The 19,135-nt window shown below is 72.8% G+C and carries 15 protein-coding genes and 1 riboswitch; of the genes, 8 read left to right on the top strand and 7 right to left on the bottom strand.

What is annotated here, in order from left to right; all coding sequences use genetic code 11:
• The first annotated feature begins 162 nt into the window (after positions 1-162).
• Both NLX94_RS03250 and NLX94_RS03255 read left to right on the top strand, forming a co-directional pair.
• Entirely contained in the window at positions 163-1,971 is a 1,809-nt protein-coding gene (locus NLX94_RS03250) for an FAD-dependent oxidoreductase (RefSeq protein WP_254380999.1), read from the top strand.
• 37 nt (positions 1,972-2,008) lie between these two features.
• Positions 2,009-2,845, top strand: coding sequence for a helix-turn-helix domain-containing protein (locus tag NLX94_RS03255; protein ID WP_254381000.1), 837 nt, complete (start codon positions 2,009-2,011; stop codon positions 2,843-2,845).
• A gap of 2 nt (positions 2,846-2,847) precedes the next feature.
• On the opposite strand, the gene NLX94_RS03260 is transcribed toward NLX94_RS03255, so the two are convergent.
• Positions 2,848-3,270 carry a hypothetical protein gene (locus NLX94_RS03260; RefSeq protein ID WP_254381001.1) on the bottom strand — a complete coding sequence of 141 codons (423 nt, stop codon included), beginning with the start codon at positions 3,268-3,270 and terminating at the stop codon, positions 2,848-2,850.
• Positions 3,271-3,558: 288 nt separating this feature from the next.
• Here NLX94_RS03260 and NLX94_RS03265 point away from each other — a divergent pair, with 288 nt between their 5' ends.
• The 4 genes from NLX94_RS03265 (at position 3,559) to NLX94_RS03280 (ending at position 7,951) form a co-directional block, all read left to right on the top strand.
• Positions 3,559-4,617 (top strand): hypothetical protein, encoded by a 1,059-nt coding sequence (locus tag NLX94_RS03265; protein WP_254381002.1) that lies wholly within the window; start codon positions 3,559-3,561, stop codon positions 4,615-4,617.
• Positions 4,614-5,177, top strand: coding sequence for a toxin-antitoxin system, toxin component (locus NLX94_RS03270; RefSeq protein ID WP_254381003.1), 564 nt, complete (start codon positions 4,614-4,616; stop codon positions 5,175-5,177). Before NLX94_RS03265 ends, NLX94_RS03270 begins: the two co-directional genes overlap by 4 nt.
• Before the next feature lie 105 nt (positions 5,178-5,282).
• Complete coding sequence (locus NLX94_RS03275) at positions 5,283-6,752, top strand: NAD(P)/FAD-dependent oxidoreductase (protein WP_254381004.1); 1,470 nt, start codon at positions 5,283-5,285, stop codon at positions 6,750-6,752.
• Positions 6,749-7,951, top strand: a complete 1,203-nt coding sequence (locus tag NLX94_RS03280; RefSeq protein WP_254381005.1) for an MAB_1171c family putative transporter — start codon at positions 6,749-6,751, stop codon at positions 7,949-7,951. Before NLX94_RS03275 ends, NLX94_RS03280 begins: the two co-directional genes overlap by 4 nt.
• A 25-nt stretch (positions 7,952-7,976) precedes the next feature.
• Here NLX94_RS03280 and NLX94_RS03285 read toward each other — a convergent pair whose 3' ends face one another.
• Together NLX94_RS03285 and NLX94_RS03290 are read right to left on the bottom strand one after the other, a co-directional pair.
• Positions 7,977-9,506 carry a peptide MFS transporter gene (locus tag NLX94_RS03285; RefSeq protein ID WP_254381006.1) on the bottom strand — a complete coding sequence of 510 codons (1,530 nt, stop codon included), beginning with the start codon at positions 9,504-9,506 and terminating at the stop codon, positions 7,977-7,979.
• Between the two features lie 142 nt (positions 9,507-9,648).
• Entirely contained in the window at positions 9,649-10,539 is an 891-nt protein-coding gene (locus NLX94_RS03290; protein ID WP_254381007.1) for a bifunctional 5,10-methylenetetrahydrofolate dehydrogenase/5,10-methenyltetrahydrofolate cyclohydrolase, read from the bottom strand.
• 28 nt (positions 10,540-10,567) lie between these two features.
• Positions 10,568-10,667, bottom strand: a riboswitch (ZMP/ZTP riboswitch).
• 115 nt (positions 10,668-10,782) lie between these two features.
• Between NLX94_RS03290 and NLX94_RS03295 the strand changes: the two genes are divergently transcribed.
• Together NLX94_RS03295 and NLX94_RS03300 are read left to right on the top strand one after the other, a co-directional pair.
• Positions 10,783-11,544 (top strand): methyltransferase domain-containing protein, encoded by a 762-nt coding sequence (locus NLX94_RS03295; RefSeq protein WP_254381008.1) that lies wholly within the window; start codon positions 10,783-10,785, stop codon positions 11,542-11,544.
• A gap of 213 nt (positions 11,545-11,757) precedes the next feature.
• Complete coding sequence (locus NLX94_RS03300) at positions 11,758-13,332, top strand: RNA polymerase sigma factor (RefSeq protein ID WP_308402364.1); 1,575 nt, start codon at positions 11,758-11,760, stop codon at positions 13,330-13,332.
• A 6-nt stretch (positions 13,333-13,338) separates the two neighbouring features.
• Here NLX94_RS03300 and NLX94_RS03305 read toward each other — a convergent pair whose 3' ends face one another.
• The 4 genes from NLX94_RS03305 to NLX94_RS03320 form a co-directional block, all read right to left on the bottom strand.
• The gene (locus NLX94_RS03305; RefSeq protein WP_254381009.1) at positions 13,339-15,150 is read right to left on the bottom strand and encodes a hypothetical protein; all 1,812 of its coding nucleotides are present in this window, start codon (positions 15,148-15,150) and stop codon (positions 13,339-13,341) included.
• The gene (locus NLX94_RS03310; RefSeq protein WP_254381010.1) at positions 15,147-16,208 is read right to left on the bottom strand and encodes a MoxR family ATPase; all 1,062 of its coding nucleotides are present in this window, start codon (positions 16,206-16,208) and stop codon (positions 15,147-15,149) included. The genes NLX94_RS03305 and NLX94_RS03310 overlap by 4 nt, the downstream gene beginning before the upstream one ends.
• 111 nt (positions 16,209-16,319) lie before the next feature.
• Entirely contained in the window at positions 16,320-16,769 is a 450-nt protein-coding gene (locus tag NLX94_RS03315) for an SRPBCC family protein (RefSeq protein WP_254381011.1), read from the bottom strand.
• Between the two features lie 77 nt (positions 16,770-16,846).
• Positions 16,847-18,961, bottom strand: a complete 2,115-nt coding sequence (locus NLX94_RS03320) for an alkaline phosphatase family protein (protein WP_254381012.1) — start codon at positions 18,959-18,961, stop codon at positions 16,847-16,849.
• Positions 18,962-19,135: the final 174 nt, after the last annotated feature.

Raw genomic sequence — 19,135 nt, forward strand, 5'->3', positions numbered from 1 at the left:
TCAGAGCTGAGGGAAGGTTTCGCGCCATAGTGCGTGCGGGTACTTCCGTGCCTTCCGTGGCCACCGCGCCGCCCCTATGCTCCTGCGCCGGACGTGACTGTTACCGCCGGTAATGGCGCCCGTCGTGCCGGCGGGTGCAGACGACTTCCAGGGAGCATCACCGTGACGCGCACAGGCAACTCCAGGCGCACGTTCATCGCGGGGGCCGCGGCCACCGCCGGCGCGTTATCGGCGACCGGGAGCCTCGCGGCCCCGGCCGGAGCCGCCACCGGACCCGCCGCGGCGAGCGCCGCGCCCGCCGCCGGGCAGGCGGCGCGCCGCGTGGCCGTCCTCGGCGGCGGGGTCGCCGGCCTCACCGCCGCGCACGAACTCGCCGAACGCGGCTACGCCGTCACCGTGTACGAGCGCCGGGCGCTCGGCGGCAAGGCCCGCAGCATGGACGTCCCCGGCAGCGCCCGGGGCGGGCGCCGGCCGCTCCCCGCCGAGCACGGCTTCCGCTTCATCCCGGGGATCTACCACAACCTGCCGGACACGATGCGGCGCATCCCCTTCCCCGGCAACGCCAACGGGGTCTGGGACAACCTGGTCGCCCCGCCCGAGATGATGTTCGCCCGGGCGGCCGGCCGCGAGGACCTGCGCGCGCCCATCCCCTGGCCCGACCACGCCCCCGCCGAGCTGACCCCGGACGAGCTGCGCCGGGCCCTCACCGGCATCCTCCAGACGCTGGTCCGGCTCCCGCTGCACGAGACGGCGTACTTCGTCGACCGCGCGCTCGTCTTCCTCACCAGCTGCGACGAGCGGCGCGACGGGCAGTGGGAGCGCACCCCGTGGTGGGAGTTCACCCGGGCCGCGCGGATGTCGAGCGAGTACCAGCGCATCCTCGCCATCGGCGTCACCCGCAACATCGTGGCCACCAAGGCCGAGGAGGCCTCCACCCGCACCGTCGGCACGCTCGGCGAGGCCTTCGTCTTCAACCTGCTGGGCCGCGGCGCCGACGGCCCGCCGGACCGGATCCTGAACCTGCCCACCAACGAGGCCTGGATCGACCCCTGGGAGGCCCATCTGCGTTCCCTGGGAGTGGAGTTCAGGATCGGCTGGACGGTGCGCGAGGTCCGGTACGGGGACGGCCGCGTGAGCGGGGTCCTCGTCGAGGACCCGGCCGGGGCCGCGCGCACCATCACGGCCGACCACTACGTCAGCGCCCTGCCCGTCGAACACGCCCGTCGCACCTGGAGCCCCGCCCTGCGCGCGGCCGATCCGATGCTCGGCCGGTGCGACCTCCTGCGGACCGACTGGATGACCGGCATCCAGTTCTACCTCACCGAGCGCGCACCCCTCGTGCACGGCCACCTCAACTGCATCGACTCGCCCTGGTCGCTGACGGCGATCCAGCAGGCCGAGCACTGGCCCGCGCGGGACTTCCCCGCCGACTACGGGGACGGCGCGGCCGTGGACTGCCTGTCGGTGGACATCTCCGAATGGGACAAGCCCGGGATCCTCTACGGGAAGACGGCCAAGCAGTGCACCCGCGAGGAGGTCGCCCGCGAGGTGTGGGCGCAGCTGAAGGCCTCCCTCAACGACACCGGAAGCACCGTGCTGTCGGACGGGAAGCTCCACTCGTGGTTCCTGGACCCGGGGGTGGACGGGCTCGGCACCCCGCACCCGACCAACCAGGACGAGCTGCTGATCCACCCGACCGGAACCTTCCACAACCGGCCGAGCGCGGGCACCCGGATCCCCAACTTCTTCCTCAGCGGGGACTACGTGTCGGTGGACATCGACCTGGCGACGATGGAGGGGGCCAACGCCTCGGCCCGGGCGGCCGTCAACTCGCTGCTGGAACGCGACGGTTCACCGGCGGCCCGGTGCACGGTGCAGAAGCTCTACCGGGCCCCGGAGGTGGAATCCCTGAAGCGGCAGGACCGGTGGCGCTACCGCCTCGGCCTGCGCAACCTCTTCGACCTGGGATGATCCGGCGGCGGGGCCCCGGCTGGGCTAACGTCGCGGTATGACGACTGCCGCGCCCCTGACGGTGGGCGCCCTGCTGCGCACCTGGCGGGAGCGGCGCGGGCTCAGCCAGCTGGAACTGGCAGGCCGCGCCGACTCCTCCTCCCGGCACATCAGCTTCGTGGAGACGGGCCGGTCCCGGCCGAGCGAGGAGATGGTGCTGCGGCTCGCCGACCACCTGGAGATCCCGGTACGGGACCGCAACGCCCTGCTGATGGCGGCGGGTTACGCGCCCCGGTACGCCCACACCCCGCTGGGCGACCCCTCGATGGAGGTGCTGCGCGAGGGGCTGGAGCGGCTGCTGACCGGCTACGAGCCGTATCCGGCCCTCGTGGTGGACGCCGCCTACGACGTGGTGGCCGCCAACCGGGGCATCCTGATGCTGATGGAGGGACTGCCGGAGCACCTGCTGGCCGGCCCCCTCAACGCGATGCGGCTGACCCTGCACCCGGAGGGCCTCGCCCCGCGGATCCGCAATCTGCGCGAGTGGCGCGGGCACCTGCTGGCCCAGATGGAGCGGCAGATCGCGCTGGCCCGCTCGGCGCCGCTGCGCGCGCTGTACGAGGAGGTGGCGGCCTATCCGCTGCCGTCGGAGGCGGACAGGCCCGGCGGGGACCGGCCGTACGAGGACTGGCCGTCCCAGGACGGGCCGGCCGAGGCCGTCGCGTACCTCGCGCTCCCCCTGCGGATCGAGCACGACGGGCACCTGCTCTCCTTCGTGTCCTCCATCTCCACCTTCAACACGCCCATGGACGTGACGGTCGCCGAGCTGGCCATCGAGACCCTCCTGCCTGCCGACCCGGCGACGGTGAAGTATTTGAGGTCACTGGCGCCTTGAGGTCACTGGCGCCCTGAACCGGCGCGCAGCGCGAGCTGCTGGAGGAGGGCGAAGGAGGCCACGGTGAGCGCCTGCGCCGGGATCCACACCGCCCCGGCGGTGGTGGGCGTGAACCAGACGACGAGGCCGACGAGGCTGAGCGCGGCCCAGGCGTAGTTGCCTTCGATGACGAGCCTGACGGGGAAGGCCGGGGGCTGCCGGCGCGAGGCCAGCAGGCCGACGCCCGCCCCGTAGAGCACGAGGAACACCCCGAGCCCCAGCAACAGCCCCTGCCCGAGGCCGAGCAGCCGGCCGAGGGGCGCGGAGAAGGCGGCGTAGGCGAGCCCGTTGCCGGTGGTGACGACGGAGTCGAGGGCGAGGAAGCGGCGCAGCGCGGTCCGGGGGACGTCGGTGCGGGCTACAGCGGTGAACAGGGTCGCGGACATGGCGGATCAGCCTCCGTCGAGGGTCGGTCGTGCCGGTGGGGTGGGGCGTGCGGGGTACGGGAGATCCGGGCCCCGGAGCCGAGTGCGCGGCCCCGGAACCCGATGGCTCCACTGTGCCGCCGGGGCCGGCGCCGGGTCGATTACCTCCGGGGTAATGGGCGGCCTCCGGCCGGCGGGGTCCCCACCTTTTTTGAGGCGGACGGAAAGAAAGGTGGGGGGTACTCCTTTTCGGCCACTTACCGGGGGGATAGGCTTCACGCACAGCAACCACATCGAACTTTCATTCCCTTGACGGAGAAACGCCTGGTGCGAGCCACCGACCGATCCGGCCTGACCGCGGCCTGGGCCCGTGTCGTGGCGTCGGCGGAGCGACACGGCCTGGACCCGGCGGCGGTGCTCGCCGTCGAGCGGCTCAGCCACCTGTCCGGGATCGCGCCGGAGCGCGTACCCGAGGTGCTGACGGGGGCCGCCGCCGAACTGCCGCTCTGCGAGCGGGTGCACCAGCGCTTCCTGCGGCTGCGCGCCACCCGGCGCGACAAGCACGGCAGGGAATGGTCGCTCGCCGCGATAGCCGAGGACTTCGACGCCCCCGGCGCCTCCCTCGGCCCGCTCAACGCGGGCACCGGACTCCCCCGGCTCGGGCACGCGGCCGGAGTGCAGCGGTTCTTCGGGGTCTACCCCGGATTCCTGCTCGCCGACAGCAAGAGCGCGGTGGAACGGGCCCTGGCCGCCACCGGCCCCGGGGGCCGGCCCGAGGGCGCCGCCGAAGACCTCGAACGCCTCTCGTACCTCACGGGCATCACCCCGCAGGAGATCCGGCTCACGCTCGACGGCACACCGCCCCGGCTCCCGCTCAAGGAACAGGTGCGCCGCCGCTTCGAGCACCTGCGCCGCACCCGCCCGCGCGAGGACGGCCAGGCCCACTCCCTCTCCGCCATAGCCGGCTCCTTCGACGCCTCGGGCCAGTCGCTGACCCGCCTCACCCAGGGCGAGGGGCTCCCCAACCTCGCCGCTGCCGCCGGGATCCAGCGCTTCTACGGGGTCGAGAGCGGCTTCCTGCTGGCCGGTGACGCCGAGGCCCTGGCCTCCGCCCTCGCCGGGATCGAACGCGAACTGGAATCCGCGGAACGGCCCGCCGGGAACCCGATGCTCGCCGTGATGCGGGCCCACGACGTCCGCAGCATCGTGACCCGGGCGGGCCGGCTCTCCCCGGACGGCTGGAAGTCACTGGCGGACTACCTGGACGACCTGCTGGCGCGGGAGGGGCAGTTGCGCCGGCCGGCCCCGCCGCGTCCGCCGGGCGGCGCCGACGCCATCGACCGCAGTTCCGAAGGGGGAGCAGGATGAGGACCACACGGGCCATGCGGAAGCTCGGCGACGACCTGCTGGCGGCGGCCCGCCTGACCCCTCCCGTCGGGGCGGCAGAGATCATCGGGAGCCTCTGCACCGCCTACGGACGCGTCCGCGGCGGGCGCCGGGTCGAGTTCCGGTTCGCCCCCTTCCCGCCCGACACCGCCAGCGGGCTGTGGCTCGGGATGGAGGACCGCGACCTCCTCGTCGTCGAGGAGCACACCCGGCCCGCGCACCAGCTCGTCATCGCCTCCCACGAGCTGTGGCACGTGGACGAGGGCACCTGCGGCCGCCACGGTCCCGGCATGGCGGTGGCCGCCCGGCTGGCGGGCCCCCACGGCAACCTGTCCGACCTGTTGGGCACGGACCGGGGGCTGGGCTCGGTCGTCCGGCAGACGGCCGCCCGTGCCGACCGGGAGGATCCGGCGGAGATCCGCGCGGAGACCTTCGGGCTGTACCTCGGCAAGATCCTCCAGGCCTTCCTTCCGCCAACGCGGGAAGAGCAGGTCCCCGAAGCCGTCGAACGGATCAAGAGCTCGTTCGGCTGGGGACGTTGAGCGCGGTCCCGACGAGCACACCCGGCGGCCGACCACCGCCCCCGCCGACGTCCTTCCTCAGCCGATGCGCCTTCGCACGGCCCTGACAGAGAGCACAACCACACGATGACTCACTCCGCCCCGCCCTCCTCCCCGCCGCGCCACGCCGTCATCATCGGCGGCAGCCTGGCAGGTCTGCTCGCCGCCGCCGTCCTCGCCGAGCACGCGACGGTCACGATCATCGAAGCGGACACCCTGCCGGACGGTCCCGAGCCGCGCCGCGGACTCCCCCAGGCCCGCCACACCCACCTGCTGTGGTCGGGCGGCGCACGCGCCATCGAGGAGATCCTGCCGGGCATCACCGACGACTGGACGGCCGCCGGCGCCTTCCGCCGCAGCCTCCCCACCGACCTGGTCTCCAAGACCGCCCAGGGCTGGCTGCCGCGCCACGAAGAGATGCAGTTCAACATCTCCTGCAGCCGCGACCTCCTCGACTCGGTGGTCCGCTCCCGCGTCATCGGGCTGCCCGGGGTCACCACCCTGCAGCAGAGCCGGGTCCGTGCTCTGGAGGGCAGCGCGGCCCGGATCACCGGGGTCCGGGCGGACACCCCCGACGAGGAGGACCGCCTGATCACCGCCGATCTCGTGGTCGACGCGAGCGGCCGCGGCTCCCGGGCCCGCAGCTGGCTGGAGGCGCTCGGCGTGAGCGGCCTCAAGGAAGCCGGAGTGGACTCCGGGCTCGTCTACGCGACCCGCATCTTCGAAGCCCCCGAGGGAGCCCACGCCCTGGGCTTCCCCATCGTCAACGTCCAGTCCGACCCCCGGGTACCCGTACCCGGCCAGACCGCGACGATCGTCCCCATCGAGAACGGCCGCTGGCAGGCCACCCTGTCCGGCACCCGCGGCGGCCAGCCCACCGCCGACCCGGAGTCCTTCATCCCGTTCGCCAAGGGGGTCCGCGACCCCATCGTCGGCGAACTCCTCGAAGGCAAGAAGCCGCTCACCGACGTCTCCGTCACCCAGGGCACCGCCAACCGCCGGATCTTCTTCGAGAAGGCCGACCTCCCCGACGGCTTCTTCGCCGTCGGCGACTCGGTCGCCACCTTCAACCCGCTCTACGGCCAGGGCATGACGGTCGCGGCCCAGGGCCTCCTGGCCGTCCGTACGCTGCTGCGCGCCAAGGGCCTCTCCCACGCGGGCATCGGCCGCGAGGCGCAGCGTGCCATCGCCCCGCAGGTGGCCGTCGCCTGGGACCTCGCCACCTCGCAGGACATCCTGTACCCGGGTGCCACGGGCATGAAGCCGCGGGCCGGTGCGGGGCTGCTCAACGGGTACGTCGAGCGGCTGATGACCGGCGCCACCACCAGGGCCTCGCTCACCGCGGCCCTGCTCCAGGTCATCACCATGAACCGGGCGCCCACCTACTGGATCCGCCCCGCGGTGGTCTGGGAGGTGCTGCGCACATCGGCCCGGGGTGCGCTGAAGGCCGCTCCGCTGACCGCCGCCGAGCGGACGGTGGCGGGTCTGGACCAGGACGGGCCGGCCGGCACCGGCGGCCCCCTCGGACCGGTCGACCCCGCCGGCCAGGCGCGATGACCGAAGGCCTCGTCCTCTACGTTCCGGGCGCGGTGATCGCCGCGGCGCTGCTCGTCAAGGCGCCGACGTTGAGGCGGGGCTGGGAGCAGCCCCTGATGCGCGCCGTGTGCACGCTCCTCGTCGGGGGGTCGCTCGCGGTCATCCTCTCGGCGCCGCCGACGATCGTGGCCGTCAACCGGCTGACCGGCGTCGTCAACTTCTCGGCTCCGCTGGTGTACAGCCTGCTCACCGCCTTCTCGGGCGCCTGTGTCGTGGTGATCCTGCAGTGGAGCGGGACCCGGGCCGCCGTCGTGCGCCGGGCCACCCGGCTGACCGTGGCCGTGTACGGCACGGTGGTGGTGGCGATCGTGACCCTGTTCGCCCTGGGCGAGGCTCCCGTCGAGCGGCTGCGCGACATGGACACGTACTACGCCCACGCGCCGTTCCTGCGCGAGATGATCATCTGCTATCTGACGGCGCACACCGTGGGCAGCACCGCACTCACGGTGCTGTGCCGGAAGTGGCTGCGCCGGCTGTCCCCCTCGGTGCTGTCACTGCGCCCGCTGCGTACGGGGCTTGCCCTGCTGATGCTGGGAGGCGCCTTCGACCTGGCCTTCCTCGCGGCGAAGTGGACGGCGATGGCCGCACGCTGGAGCGGCGGGGACCTGGACCACCTGTCCACCACCGTGGCCCCGCCGCTGGCCGCGGCAGCGGCCCTGTTCGTCGGCGCCGGATTCCTGGTGCCGCTGGTCGGCGGTTCGGCTCCGTGGAAGGACTACTGCCGCTACCGGCGGCTGCGGCCGCTCTGGGCGGCGTTGCGCGGGTTCTCCCCGGGCGGGCTGCGGCCCGTGCCGCTGACCTGGTGGTCACCGATCGGAATCCGGCTGGTCCACCGCGAATCGGTGATCGACGACGGGATCCTGGCGCTCGGTTGCTGGTTCGACCCCGCCGTGCGCGAGGAGGCGTACGGGGCTGCGCTCGCTCAGGGCCGGTCCGAGGAGGAGGCCGCCCTCGTGTCGGACGCGGCCATGCTGGCGGCGGCCTGCCGCCGCCGTGCGGAGGCCGGGCCCGCGGCCGAGGCCCACCCCGTCTTCCCGGGCCCGTACCGGCTGGACTCCCGCCCGCTGACCGAGCTGGCCCACGCCTTCCAGACCTCCCCGGTCGTGGCCGGGGCCCGCAGCCGGGCCACGGGCTCCGGACCGCCGGCCACGCGCTCCTGACCGCGGGCCCCGGGCGCCGGCCCGGTCAGGCCGCGACCGCCACCGCTTCGCGGGCCGCCGCCGCCTCGCCCGTCAGGACCTTGAGCCGCTTGGTGAAGAAGACCATCACCGCGCCGGCCGCGATCACCATGGCGCCCTGCCACAGGAAGTTCCAGCTCTGGCCGATGACCGCGTCGAGCCGGGGCAGCTGGGCCCCGATGGCGTCTCCGGTGGCGGCGGCGAGGAACCAGACGCCCATCATCTGGTTGGTGAAGGCGCGCGGGGCGAGCTTCGTGGTGACCGAGAGGCCCACCGGGCTCAGGCACATCTCGCCCATCACCTGGATCACGTAGACGCCCACCAGCCACATCAGCGAGACCTTGACCCCGCTGGAGGCGATGGCCGCGGCGCCCGACATGACCACGAAGGAGGCGCCGGTCAGCAGCAGGGCGAGGCCGAACTTGAAGGGGGTGCTCATGTGCTTGCCCCGGCGCACCCAGAAGGCGGCGAAGACGGGGGCCAGGATGATCACGAACAGCGAGGGCAGCGACTGGGTCCAGCTGGCCGGGATGTGCCAGCCGAGGAGGGACAGGTCGGTCTTCTGGGCGGCGAACATGTTCAGCTCGTTGCCCATCTGGTCGTAGACCAGCCAGAACAGGGTGGCGGCCAGGAAGAGCCAGACGTAGGCCCGCAGCCGGGTCTTCTCGGTCCGGTCGATCTTGGGGCTGCGGTACATCGAGAGCAGCACGCCCGCCGGGACCACCACGGCGACCACCGTCAGCACGAAGGTGATGTTGTCGATGCTCAGCGCGTGCGAGGCGGCCAGCAGGGTGACCAGTACGGCGGTGAAGACCAGGCCGTACGAGGAGGACTTGCGCACCTTGGCCCGCTCGGCGGGGGTGAGCCGGACCACGGGCTCCGCGCGCAGCTGCTCGGTCAGGCGGCGGCCGCCGAGGACGTACTGGACCAGGCCGAGGGCCATGCCGACGGCGGCGGCGCCGAAGCCGAGGTGCCAGTTGACCTCCTCGCCGAGGTAGCCGACGACGAGCGGGGCGATGACGGCGCCGAGGTTGATGCCCATGTAGAAGATCGAGTAGCCGGCGTCGCGCCGCTGGTCGTCGTCGGCGGCGTACAGCCGGCCGACCAGCGCGGAGATGTTCGGCTTGAGCAGTCCGGTGCCGATGACGATGAGGACCAGGCCGGGCCAGACGAAGACCGGGTTCGGGACGGCCATGAGGACGTGGCCGGCCATGATGACCACACCGCCCCACAGGACGGCCCGGCGGGCTCCGAGGAAGCGGTCGGCGATCCAGCCGCCGGGCAGCGCCAGCAGCGAGATCATGGCCATGTAGACGCCTTCCACGGCCTCGGCGGTGCCCTCGTGGAGGCCCATGCCCCCGTGGCCGCGGGAGGCGGCGAGGAAGTGCACGAGGATGGCGACCATGCCGTAGAGGCTGAAGCGCTCCCACAGCTCGGCGAGGACGAGGGTGGCGAGCCCGCGCGGGTGGCGCTTGCGGCCCGTCGCCGGTCCGTCCGCCCGTCCCGCCGCCGCGTCCGGTCCCGGACTCTTCTGCATATCCATCGAAGGCTTCACATACTCATTGGAGCCCTGCCGCCCGGGACCCGGATCATACTTTCGACCTGTTACCGCGGGAAACGGAACGCCCCGGACCGAAGGGCCCGGGGCGTTCGTCGTACCGGAGGGAGCGGGGTGCAGGTCAGAGGTCCGCGAGCTCCAGGCCGGCCTGGGCGGCGGCGGCCTGGACGGTCTGCTCCAGCAGCACCGCGATGGTCATCGGGCCGACGCCGCCCGGGACCGGGGTGATCAGGGAGGCGCGGGCGGCGGCCGACTCGAAGTGGACGTCGCCGACGTTGCCCTCGTTGTACCCGGCGTCCAGGACCACGGCGCCCGGCTTGATGTCCTCGCCGCGGATGAACTCGGCCTTGCCGACGGCGGCGACCAGCACGTCCGCCTGGCGGACGATGGACGGCAGGTCCACGGTGCGGGAGTGGCAGTAGGTGACGGTCGCGTTCTGCTCCAGCAGCAGCATCCCGGCGGGCTTGCCCAGGATCGCGCTGCGGCCGACGACCACGGCGTGCTTGCCGGTCAGGTCCACGTCGTAGGCCTCCAGCAGCCGCATGATGCCGCCGGGGGTGCAGGAGACGAAGCCCGGCAGGCCGAAGCCCATGGCGGCGAAGGAGTGCATGGTGACCCCGTCGACGTCCTTGCCCGGGGCGATGGCCTCGAAGGCGGCGCGCTCGTCGATGTGGTGCGGGACGGGGTGCTGGAGCAGGATGCCGCTGATCTCCGGGTCCTCGGAGAGCGCGGTCAGGGTGGCGACGAGCTCCTCGGTGGTCGTCGCGGCGGGCAGCTCCACGTGGCGGGAGGTGATCCCGGCCTTGGCGCAGCGGTTCTGCTTCATCCGGACGTAGGTGACGGACGCGGGGTCCTCACCGACGAGCACGGTGGCCAGACAGGGCGCGGTACCGGTGCGCTCGGTGATCTTCGCGGCGTACTCGGCGGTCCGCTCCGAGATGCGGCGGGCGAGGGCGGTGCCGTCCATCAGCGTGGCGGTCCGTGCCTGCTGGGCGGTCGTCTGGGTGGTCATCGGGGCTCCTGAGCGTCGCTGCGGAATCGCGGTTCGCCCAGGCGCGCGGCAGTCGGCGTACGGATACGGGAGTACGCCGGGCCGCTCCCCGGTGGTGATCCACCCGAACGCCAGTCACGGCCCGCCGCAAGTGTAAGCGAACCCCCGTGAAGCCCGGTGTGCGGCCCGGTGCGGAGCCCGGCGCAGGTCCGCGCCCCCGGCAATCCGGTGGATGACCGGCGCCGGACCTGGGACGATCGAGACATGACGCGCACTTTCGACCATCTCGTCGCGGAAGCGGAATCCGTCTCCGTGGACGGCTGGGACTTCTCCTGGCTCGACGGCCGCGCCACCGAGCAGCGCCCCTCCTGGGGCTACCAGCGCCTCCTGGCGCGGCACCTCGGGCAGGCGGGCTCCGCCCTGGACATCCAGACCGGCGGCGGGGAGGTGCTCGCCGGAGCAGGCCCCCTGCCCCGGCTGACGGTGGCCACCGAGTCGTGGCCGCCGAACATCGACAAGGCGACGAGGCTGCTGCACCCGCTCGGGGCCGTGGTGGTCGCGGACTCCGACGAGCCGCCGCTGCCGTTCGGCGACGAGGCCTTCGACTTCGTCTCCAGCCGGCATCCGGTGACGATCTGGTGGGAGGAGATCGCGCGGGTGCTGCGGCCCCGCGGCACGTACCTCTCCCAGCAGGTCGGACCGGCGAGCGTTTTCGAGCTCGTGGAGTACTTCCTCGGCCCGCAGCCGGAGGAGGTCCGGCGGGCCCGGCACCCCGACGACGCGGTCGCCGGGGCCACGAAGGCGGGACTGGAGGTGGTCGACCTGCGCTCCGAGCGGCTGCGGACGGAGTTCCACGACATCGGAGCCGTGATCTACTTTCTGCGTAAGGTGATCTGGATGGTGCCCGGCTTCACGGTCGGGCAGCATCGGGACCGGTTGCGCGAGCTGCACGAACAGATCGAGCGCGAAGGCCCGTTCGTCGCACACACCGCCCGATTTCTCATCGAGGCCCGCAAAACGGGCTGACAAACCGGGCGAACGCGATCACCCCCGACCGGCTCCCCGGTCACAGCGTGGCGCAGGTCACTCAATTCAGCGCGTAACGAATCTACTCGGGCATGCGATGAACCGACAGGTGTCCTCGCGCGGCCCGGAATACAGACCCCCCTCGGGTCTGTTTCCCGAGTTCGCGCGATGATGTCCCGCCACCCCTTATCTGTTCGCAACGAGAGGCTCCTTGTGTCGCTCAGCCCGTCCCGTACGTTCCCCACGGAGATCGCCGAATCCGAGGCCCTGGTCGCGCTTGTCGAGCGCGGCCGCGAGCAGGGTCACATCAACGGTGATGACGTGCGCCAGGCCTTCGAGGCCGGCCGCATCCCGGTGGACCAGTGGAAGCGGGTCCTGCGCAGCCTGAACCAGGTCCTGGACGAGGAGGGCGTCGCGCTGCACGTCAGCGCCGCCCCCGCCACGAAGGCTCCCGTCAAGAAGGCGCGCAAGGCGGCCGCCGCTCCCGCGCGCACCGTCGCCAAGAAGGCTGCCGCCCCGCCGCGCCTCATCGGTGCGCGCAAGACGGCTGCCACCACCCCCGCCGCGGCGATATCCGACCCGTCGGCCTCCGGGACCGAGGAGGAGGTGGCGGCCGAGGCCGCCGCCGCGCCGAAGAAGCGGACGGTCAAGAAGACCGCCGTGAAGAAGACCGCCGTGAAGAAGACGGCCGCCACGAAGAAGACCGCCAAGGACGGCGACGAGGCCGAGGCCGCCGTCGTCGAGGGCGAGGACTGGGCTGCCGAGGACCTGGACGAGGGCGACGAGAAGGACGCGCCCAAGACGGGCGGCAGCGCCGGCTTCGTCCTGTCCGACGACGACGAGGACGACGCACCGGCCCAGACCGTCATGGTCGCCGGCGCCACCGCCGACCCCGTCAAGGACTACCTCAAGCTCATCGGCAAGGTGCCGCTGCTCAACGCCGAGCAGGAGGTGGAGCTCGCCAAGCGCATCGAGGCCGGTCTCTTCTCCGAGTACAAGCTCGAAGAGGAGGAGGACCACAAGCCCGCGTTCAAGCGCGAGCTGGAGATCCTCGTCGAGGACGGCCGCCGGGCCAAGAACCACCTGCTGGAGGCCAACCTCCGTCTCGTGGTCTCCCTCGCCAAGCGCTACACCGGCCGCGGCATGCTCTTCCTGGACCTGATCCAGGAGGGCAACGTCGGCCTGATCCGCGCCGTGGAGAAGTTCGACTACACCAAGGGCTTCAAGTTCTCCACGTACGCCACCTGGTGGATCCGGCAGGCGATCACGCGTGCCATGGCCGACCAGTCGCGCACCATCCGCATCCCCGTCCACATGGTCGAGATCATCAACAAGCTGGCGCGCGTCCAGCGCCAGATGCTCCAGGACCTCGGCCGGGAGCCCACTCCGGAGGAGCTGGGCAAGGAACTCGACATGACCCCCGAGAAGGTCATCGAGGTCCAGAAGTACGGCCGCGAGCCGATCTCCCTGCACACCCCCCTGGGTGAGGAGGGCGACAGCGAGTTCGGTGACCTCATCGAGGACTCCGAGGCGGTCGTACCGGCCGACGCGGTCTCCTTCACCTTCCTCCAGGAGCAGCTCCAGTCCATCCTGGGCACGCTCTCGGAGCGCGAGGCGGGCGTGGTCTCCATGCGCTACGGGCTCAACGACGGCCAGCCGAAGACCCTCGACGAGATCGGCCGCGTGTACGGGGTCACCCGTGAGCGCATCCGCCAGATCGAGTCGAAGACCATGTCGAAGCTCCGTCACCCGTCGCGTTCGCAGGTGCTGCGCGACTACCTCGACTAAAAACGGTCAGGCCAGTCGGAAGACCGGCCCCTTGGGTGTGAACGGCAGGGAGGCACCCTGTGGAACCAGGAAGGCGTGCTCGCGCCGGATCCGCAGGGTGTCGCACTGCCCGTCCGTGATCACCAGGACCGGGGCCCCGGGCGGGAAGTCCTCCGCCCGCTGCAGCAGGTCGATGCCGGGCTGCAGTACGGTCCCGCCCCGGCCGCGCACCTTCACCCGGCCCGCGATTTCGGTCGGGGGCAGATAGCCCGCGTCGTACGGCGCCGCGTCGCAGAACACGACGCGTGCCGCCGGTACGTCGCGGGCTTCCGCGTACGAGGCGATGGCGCCGAGCGCCTTGCCGAGCAGGGCCGCGTTCATGGAGCCCGAGGTGTCGAGCACCACCCCGAAGGTGCAGCGGGCGATCTCCTCGGGCGGGAAGTACCGGCCCGCGCGGGGGATGTCCGGGGTGGACGCCTGGCGGCGCGCCGGGCGCGCGTAGGACCGTACGGGCTCGGGACGCGGCACGTACTCGTCGAACCAGCGGGCCAGCCGCGCGTCCCACGGCACCGGCGGGTGGGCCAGCGCCCGGATCTCCTGGATCAGCCCGGCGGGCAGCAGCCCGCGCTCCCCGTACTCGTGCAGGTCGAAGCCCTGGACCAGGCCGCGCCGGTAGAAGTCGTCCAGGTCCGAGTACGGGACGCTGCCCGGGTGGGCCAGCGGCTCGCCCAGGATGTCCCCGAGGCCCTTGCCGCGCAGGGTCGCGAGCCGGCGCATCCGGCGCAGGTCGGCCGTGATCCTGTCGTAGACCTCCTCGACGGACAGGTCCCGCAGCTCGGGGTCGTACAGCAGCCCTTCGGGCATCTCGCCGACGCCCATCTCGACGAGCCAGCCGTTGACCACGTAGTCGGCGGCCACGTTGTGCAGGTACGGGTCGCGGGCGCCGCAGCGCTCGCCGTGGCGCAGGGCGGCGTGCAGCATCTCGTGGGCCAGGACGAACCGCCACTCCCCGTCGGTGAAGGTGCGCAGCGGGTTGATGTAGATCTCGCCAGCGCTCGCGCTGACGGCGGCGACGGCGATGCCCTCGGCGCGGGCGAGCTCGGCGTCGGCGACGATCCGCAGGCCGCTCGCGAGGCCGCCGAGCAGCGGGTACGAGGAGACGAACCAGTTCAGTGCCCGGTCCCAGGGGTGCTGGCGCACCCGCTCCCCGGTGACCCGGTCGCGCCTCCCGCCGGCCACGTCCATGGCGGCGGAGACGCTGCGGGTCAGGGCGTGCGCGAAGGCGGTCTCCCAGTCGGGGGGCGCCGCGGTCCCCCAGTTGCGCCAGGGCATCAGGACCTGGTCGGGGTGGTCCCCGGCGGTGCCGCAGTTCTCGTACGACGCCGGGATGCCGTCGCGGCGCCAGCGGGCGGCGAGCAGTTCCTCGTCGCCGCCGGGGTACTCGGCGGGGAGGTGGTCCGGGGCCCGGCCGACGGGGAAGGTCAACAGGAAGCGGTTGACGACGGTGCAGCGGGCGGCGAGGTCGAAGCGGTCGGGCTGGGGCCGGTCCTCATTCTTGGCGGCGGGAACGTGGCCGAAGCCGAGGTGGAGCAGGGCGTGCGCGATCGTCCACGCCCACTCCTGCGGATCGGCGCGCTTGGTGGGGTGGACGTGGATCCTGCCGTTGGAGGTCACGGCGGCCAGGCCCCCGGCCGGGGTGGTGTGGCAGTTGGCCTCGCGGCAGACGTCCGCGTTGACGGCGGCGAGGGCCGGGTTCCGCTTGACCAGGGCGAGGCCCTCGGCGAAGGCCTGGGTCGCGGGGTCGGGTTTGGCCTCCTTGCCCCGACCGCCGCGGCTCATCGGCGGGCCTCGACCAGGCGCGGCATGTCGCGGGCGGCCTCGATCAGGAACCAGCCGGGCAGCACCGGCAGTCCGTCGGCGTCGTCGGCGATGACGGTCTGGGCGACCTCGACGGAGATCTCGGCGAGCTGCACGAGCAGCGACTTCGCTCGGTAGGCGGTCTGCCGGACGGCGGGAGACACGTGTTCGCGCTGCGCGGGCAGCTCCTTGATCAGGCGGCCGCGGAAGGCCTCGGCGAGGTAGTACAGCAGGTCGCGGTCGGCGAGCCGGGTGGGCCAGGAGGCGTCGCCCTTGATGATCGCCTCGATGCCGAAGCTGTGGCGGACGATCTTCGCGTACCCGCAGAAGGAGACGGCGTGCGCCGGGGTGAGGGTGCCGTGCGCGACGACCTTCAGGGTCTGCTCGTCCAGGCCCGGCCCGAAGGAGTGCAGGGCGTCGGAGAGCATGTGCCAGGAGCGCGGCGTGGAGAAGGGCTCCTCGGTCTTGGGCGGCTGCGACCAGAGGTGGTCGGGGCGGTCGGTGAGGTAGTCGGTGACCCAGGGGTGGATGCCGTGCTCCCCGGCCCAGACCAGCCAGTCCTGTGCGGAGGCCGTCAGGTGCACGTGGGTGAGGCGGTTGACCAGCGCCGAGGCGATGGGCCGGGCCAGCGCGTTGTCGGTGGCCCGGTTGCCCGCGCCGATGACGATCGAGCCCGCGGGAAGCTCGTAGGAGCCGATCCGGCGGTCGAGGATCAGCGAGTAGAAGGCCTTCTGGACGTCGGGGCTCGCGGCGTTGAGCTCGTCGAGGAACAGGCAGTACGGCTCGTCGCGGGCGATCGCCTCCGGCGGGCAGAAGACGGAACGTCCGTCGCGGATCTGCGGTACGCCGATCAGGTCCTCGGGCGCCAGCTGCGTACCGAGCAGGCTCACGCACTCCAGGCCCAGGGAGTCGGCGAACTTCCGCACGAGCGAGGACTTCCCGATCCCGGGCGCGCCCCACAGGAACACGGGCCGCACGGTGGCGAGGCCGAGGAGCAGTTCGGGGATCTGGGCGGGGGTGACGGTGACGGCAGCCTGCACGGGTGGGGTCGTCCTTGAGTGGTCCGGGTACGGGTGCGCCCAGTGTGAGCGCACCACGTGTCCCGGAGCACCCGGTTTTTCCCGCTCCTGCGGGCCTTGCGGTCCTTGTTCTCAGGCCGCGGAGTGCTCCAGCAGGTGCTTGAGCTTCTCCTCGCTGCGGGGCATCTCCTTGCGGACCATGGGCTTGACCGCGAGGGGGACGAGGGCCCTGCCCATGCCGTGGCTCTCGAAGTCGACGGCGATGGTCACGCGCGAGCGGGTCCCGCCGTCGAGGGGTTCGATGCGGCCCCGCACGTCCGGCCGGACCGGACCGTCGATCCCGTGGAAGTGCCAGCTCCGCGGCGGGTCCAGTTCCATGACCTGCATGGTCGTGGGCATCCTGCGCTTGCCGAGCTGCCGGGTGACGAGCACCTTCGAGCCCACGTGGACGGGAAGGTCGCCCATCGGCACCGCCGAGACGGCACTGTCCTGCCACTCCGGCAGGTGCGTGGGGTCCGTGATGTACGAGTAGACGTCCTCGGGCCTGCGGTCTATGTCGATGCTCTTGCTGATCGCGGACATGGCGACCCCTCGGAGCCCCCCTGATGGACTCTGTCTCCAACGTACGCCCGGCGCGGGACGGCCGCACCGCGCCGGGGTCATGGCGCCGGCGCCGGGTCCGTTCCAGGGCTCAGCGGGATCTCCGGGGAAAGCGGGGGAACCGGGACCTGGGGTCCGTCCGCCTCGGTGAGCCAGCGGCGCAGGACCTCGTGGACCGCCTCCGCCCCCACCAGTTCTCCGTCCGGTCCCGACGCCGAGGGCAGCAGCACCGGCTCGGACAGCTCCACCGGCCACATCAGGAACGGGTGGCCCTGCTCCCCGCCGAGGCCTCCGTGCGAACCGATCTGCTCCTCGAAGGCGTGCACCGCACCGGTCTCCGGGTCGTAGGCCGAGTTCACCATCACGTCCGCCACGTGCGGGAAGGTGTCGGTCCGCCGGACCGCCCGCGCCGCGCCCGGTCCGAAGGGGGCCAGCAGTGCCTCCGCCGCGCCCGGCTCGTCCAGCCGGGCCTCCGCTCCGCCGGCCGCCAGGACGGTCCCGTCGACGAGCAGGAACCCGACCCCGGGGTGGTTCGCCAGGGTGGAGAGCAGCGCCGGGTGGGCACGCTCGATCGCTTCCCGTGACGCCCGCCCGGGCAGGTCCGGGAAGGAGATCAGCCCGAGGTTGCCGGAGGCCAGGACCACCGGGTCCGGGCCCGCCGCGGGGCGCACCTCCTCGTCCGTCTCCTCCACGGGCCGGTGCAGGGCGGCCCGTACGGCGGCCCGCGCCTCGGCGCCGCTGTGGGTGCGGCCGGCCTTCCGGGAGACCGGGAGCCCGCAGCCCGCGCGGACCAGGTCCTTCAGGGTGAGTCCGTAGCGGCCGAGGAAGGTCTCCCCCGGGCTCTGGCCGTGGTCCGAGAGCAGCACGATCCGGTACTCCCGGGGCGCGTGCTCGGCGACCCGGGCGATGAGCGCGAGGCTGCGGTCGAGCCGGGCGAGGACCTGCTCGGTGTCCCGGGAGCGCGGGCCCGAGTGGTGGGCGACCTCGTCGTAGGCGACCAGGTCGGCGTAGACCGCGGCGCGCCCGGCCAGCATGTCGCCGATCACCGCGGCGACCACGACGTCGCGCTCCACCACCGTCGCGAAGGCCCGGATCAGCGGGTAGAGCCCGCCGCGCGCAACCCGCGGCCGCTCCCCGCGCAGGCGGCCGCGCAGCGACTGGGTGATCTCGCGGGCCACCTCGGCGACGAAGGAGAGCGCGGTGCGGACCGCGTTGGCCGGGTCGGAGAAGTACGCGAAGTACCCCGCGCGGGAGCGGTTGTGCGGGCCCCGCCGGGCGGAGACGGACAGGACGAGCGCCAGCTGCCCTGCGCCGCCGCTGAAGAGGTTGCCGCGGCTGGCCCCGTCGAGGGTGAGCAGGCCCCCGTCCCGGGTGCGTTCGACGGCCCGCCGCTGGAGCTCGGCGGCGCTGGTGGGCCGGTTGCAGACGACCACCTCGCCGGTGTCCTTCTCGTACCAGCGGAAGGCCGGGACGTCGAAGTTGGAGCCGTGCAGGATGCCGAGCTGGCTGGCGCCGGTCTGGCTGGACCAGTCGGTGCGCCAGGAGGTGACGCGGTGGGTCCGGTCGAGCCAGTCGGCGACCGTCGGCATCAGGCCGCTGCCGGCCGCCCGGCGCAGCACCTCGTACCCGACCCCGTCGAGCTGCAGGAACACCACGGCGGGGGTGCGTTCGCCGGCCCCGGGCATCCCCTCGCGGTGCTGGCGGCGCCGGCGGCGGTCGGAGAGCCGGTAGAGCCGGCGCCGGTAGGCCTCGTCGTCGCGTACGGCGAGGGCGGTGGAGGTGGCGGACGCGACCGCGGACATCACGGCGGCGACCACCACCGCCGTCTCGGGGTCCGCGGCGCCGCGGCCGGCCGGGATGAGGCTGAGCGCCAGCAGCAGCAGCGAGCCGTTGAGGAAGAAGACGAGCAGGCCGAGCACCAGGGCCGGCACGAGCAGCAGGGCGCGGACCAGAACCGGCCACACCAGCGCGCTCAGCAGACCGAAGGCGCCGGCCCCGATGGCGGCCGTCAGGCCTATCTGCGTGATGCTGTCGCGGTCCTCGCCGGCGCCCGCCTGGAGCCGGAAGTCGGGGAGGATGCCGGCCAGCGCGAGCATGGTGAGAGTGGACACCGCCCAGACCACGACCACGCGCACCAGGGCGCCGCCCGTACTCCGCAACCGGCCTCGCACCACGCCGAACCCGCCTCACCACCGTGGCCCGCACCGCGCCGACGAGCCCCCGTCCCACGATGTCCAGGCTCGCACAGCGGCGCCCGCCCGGCCGGGTGACACGGGCGGCGGATCTGCGTACGGGGGGCGGCTCGAATCCGCGGGCGGCTGCGCGGTGCCGCCCACGTGGTGCCGACT

The organism is Streptomyces sp. TBY4 (assembly GCF_024213195.1).
Lineage (GTDB): Bacteria > Actinomycetota > Actinomycetes > Streptomycetales > Streptomycetaceae > Streptomyces.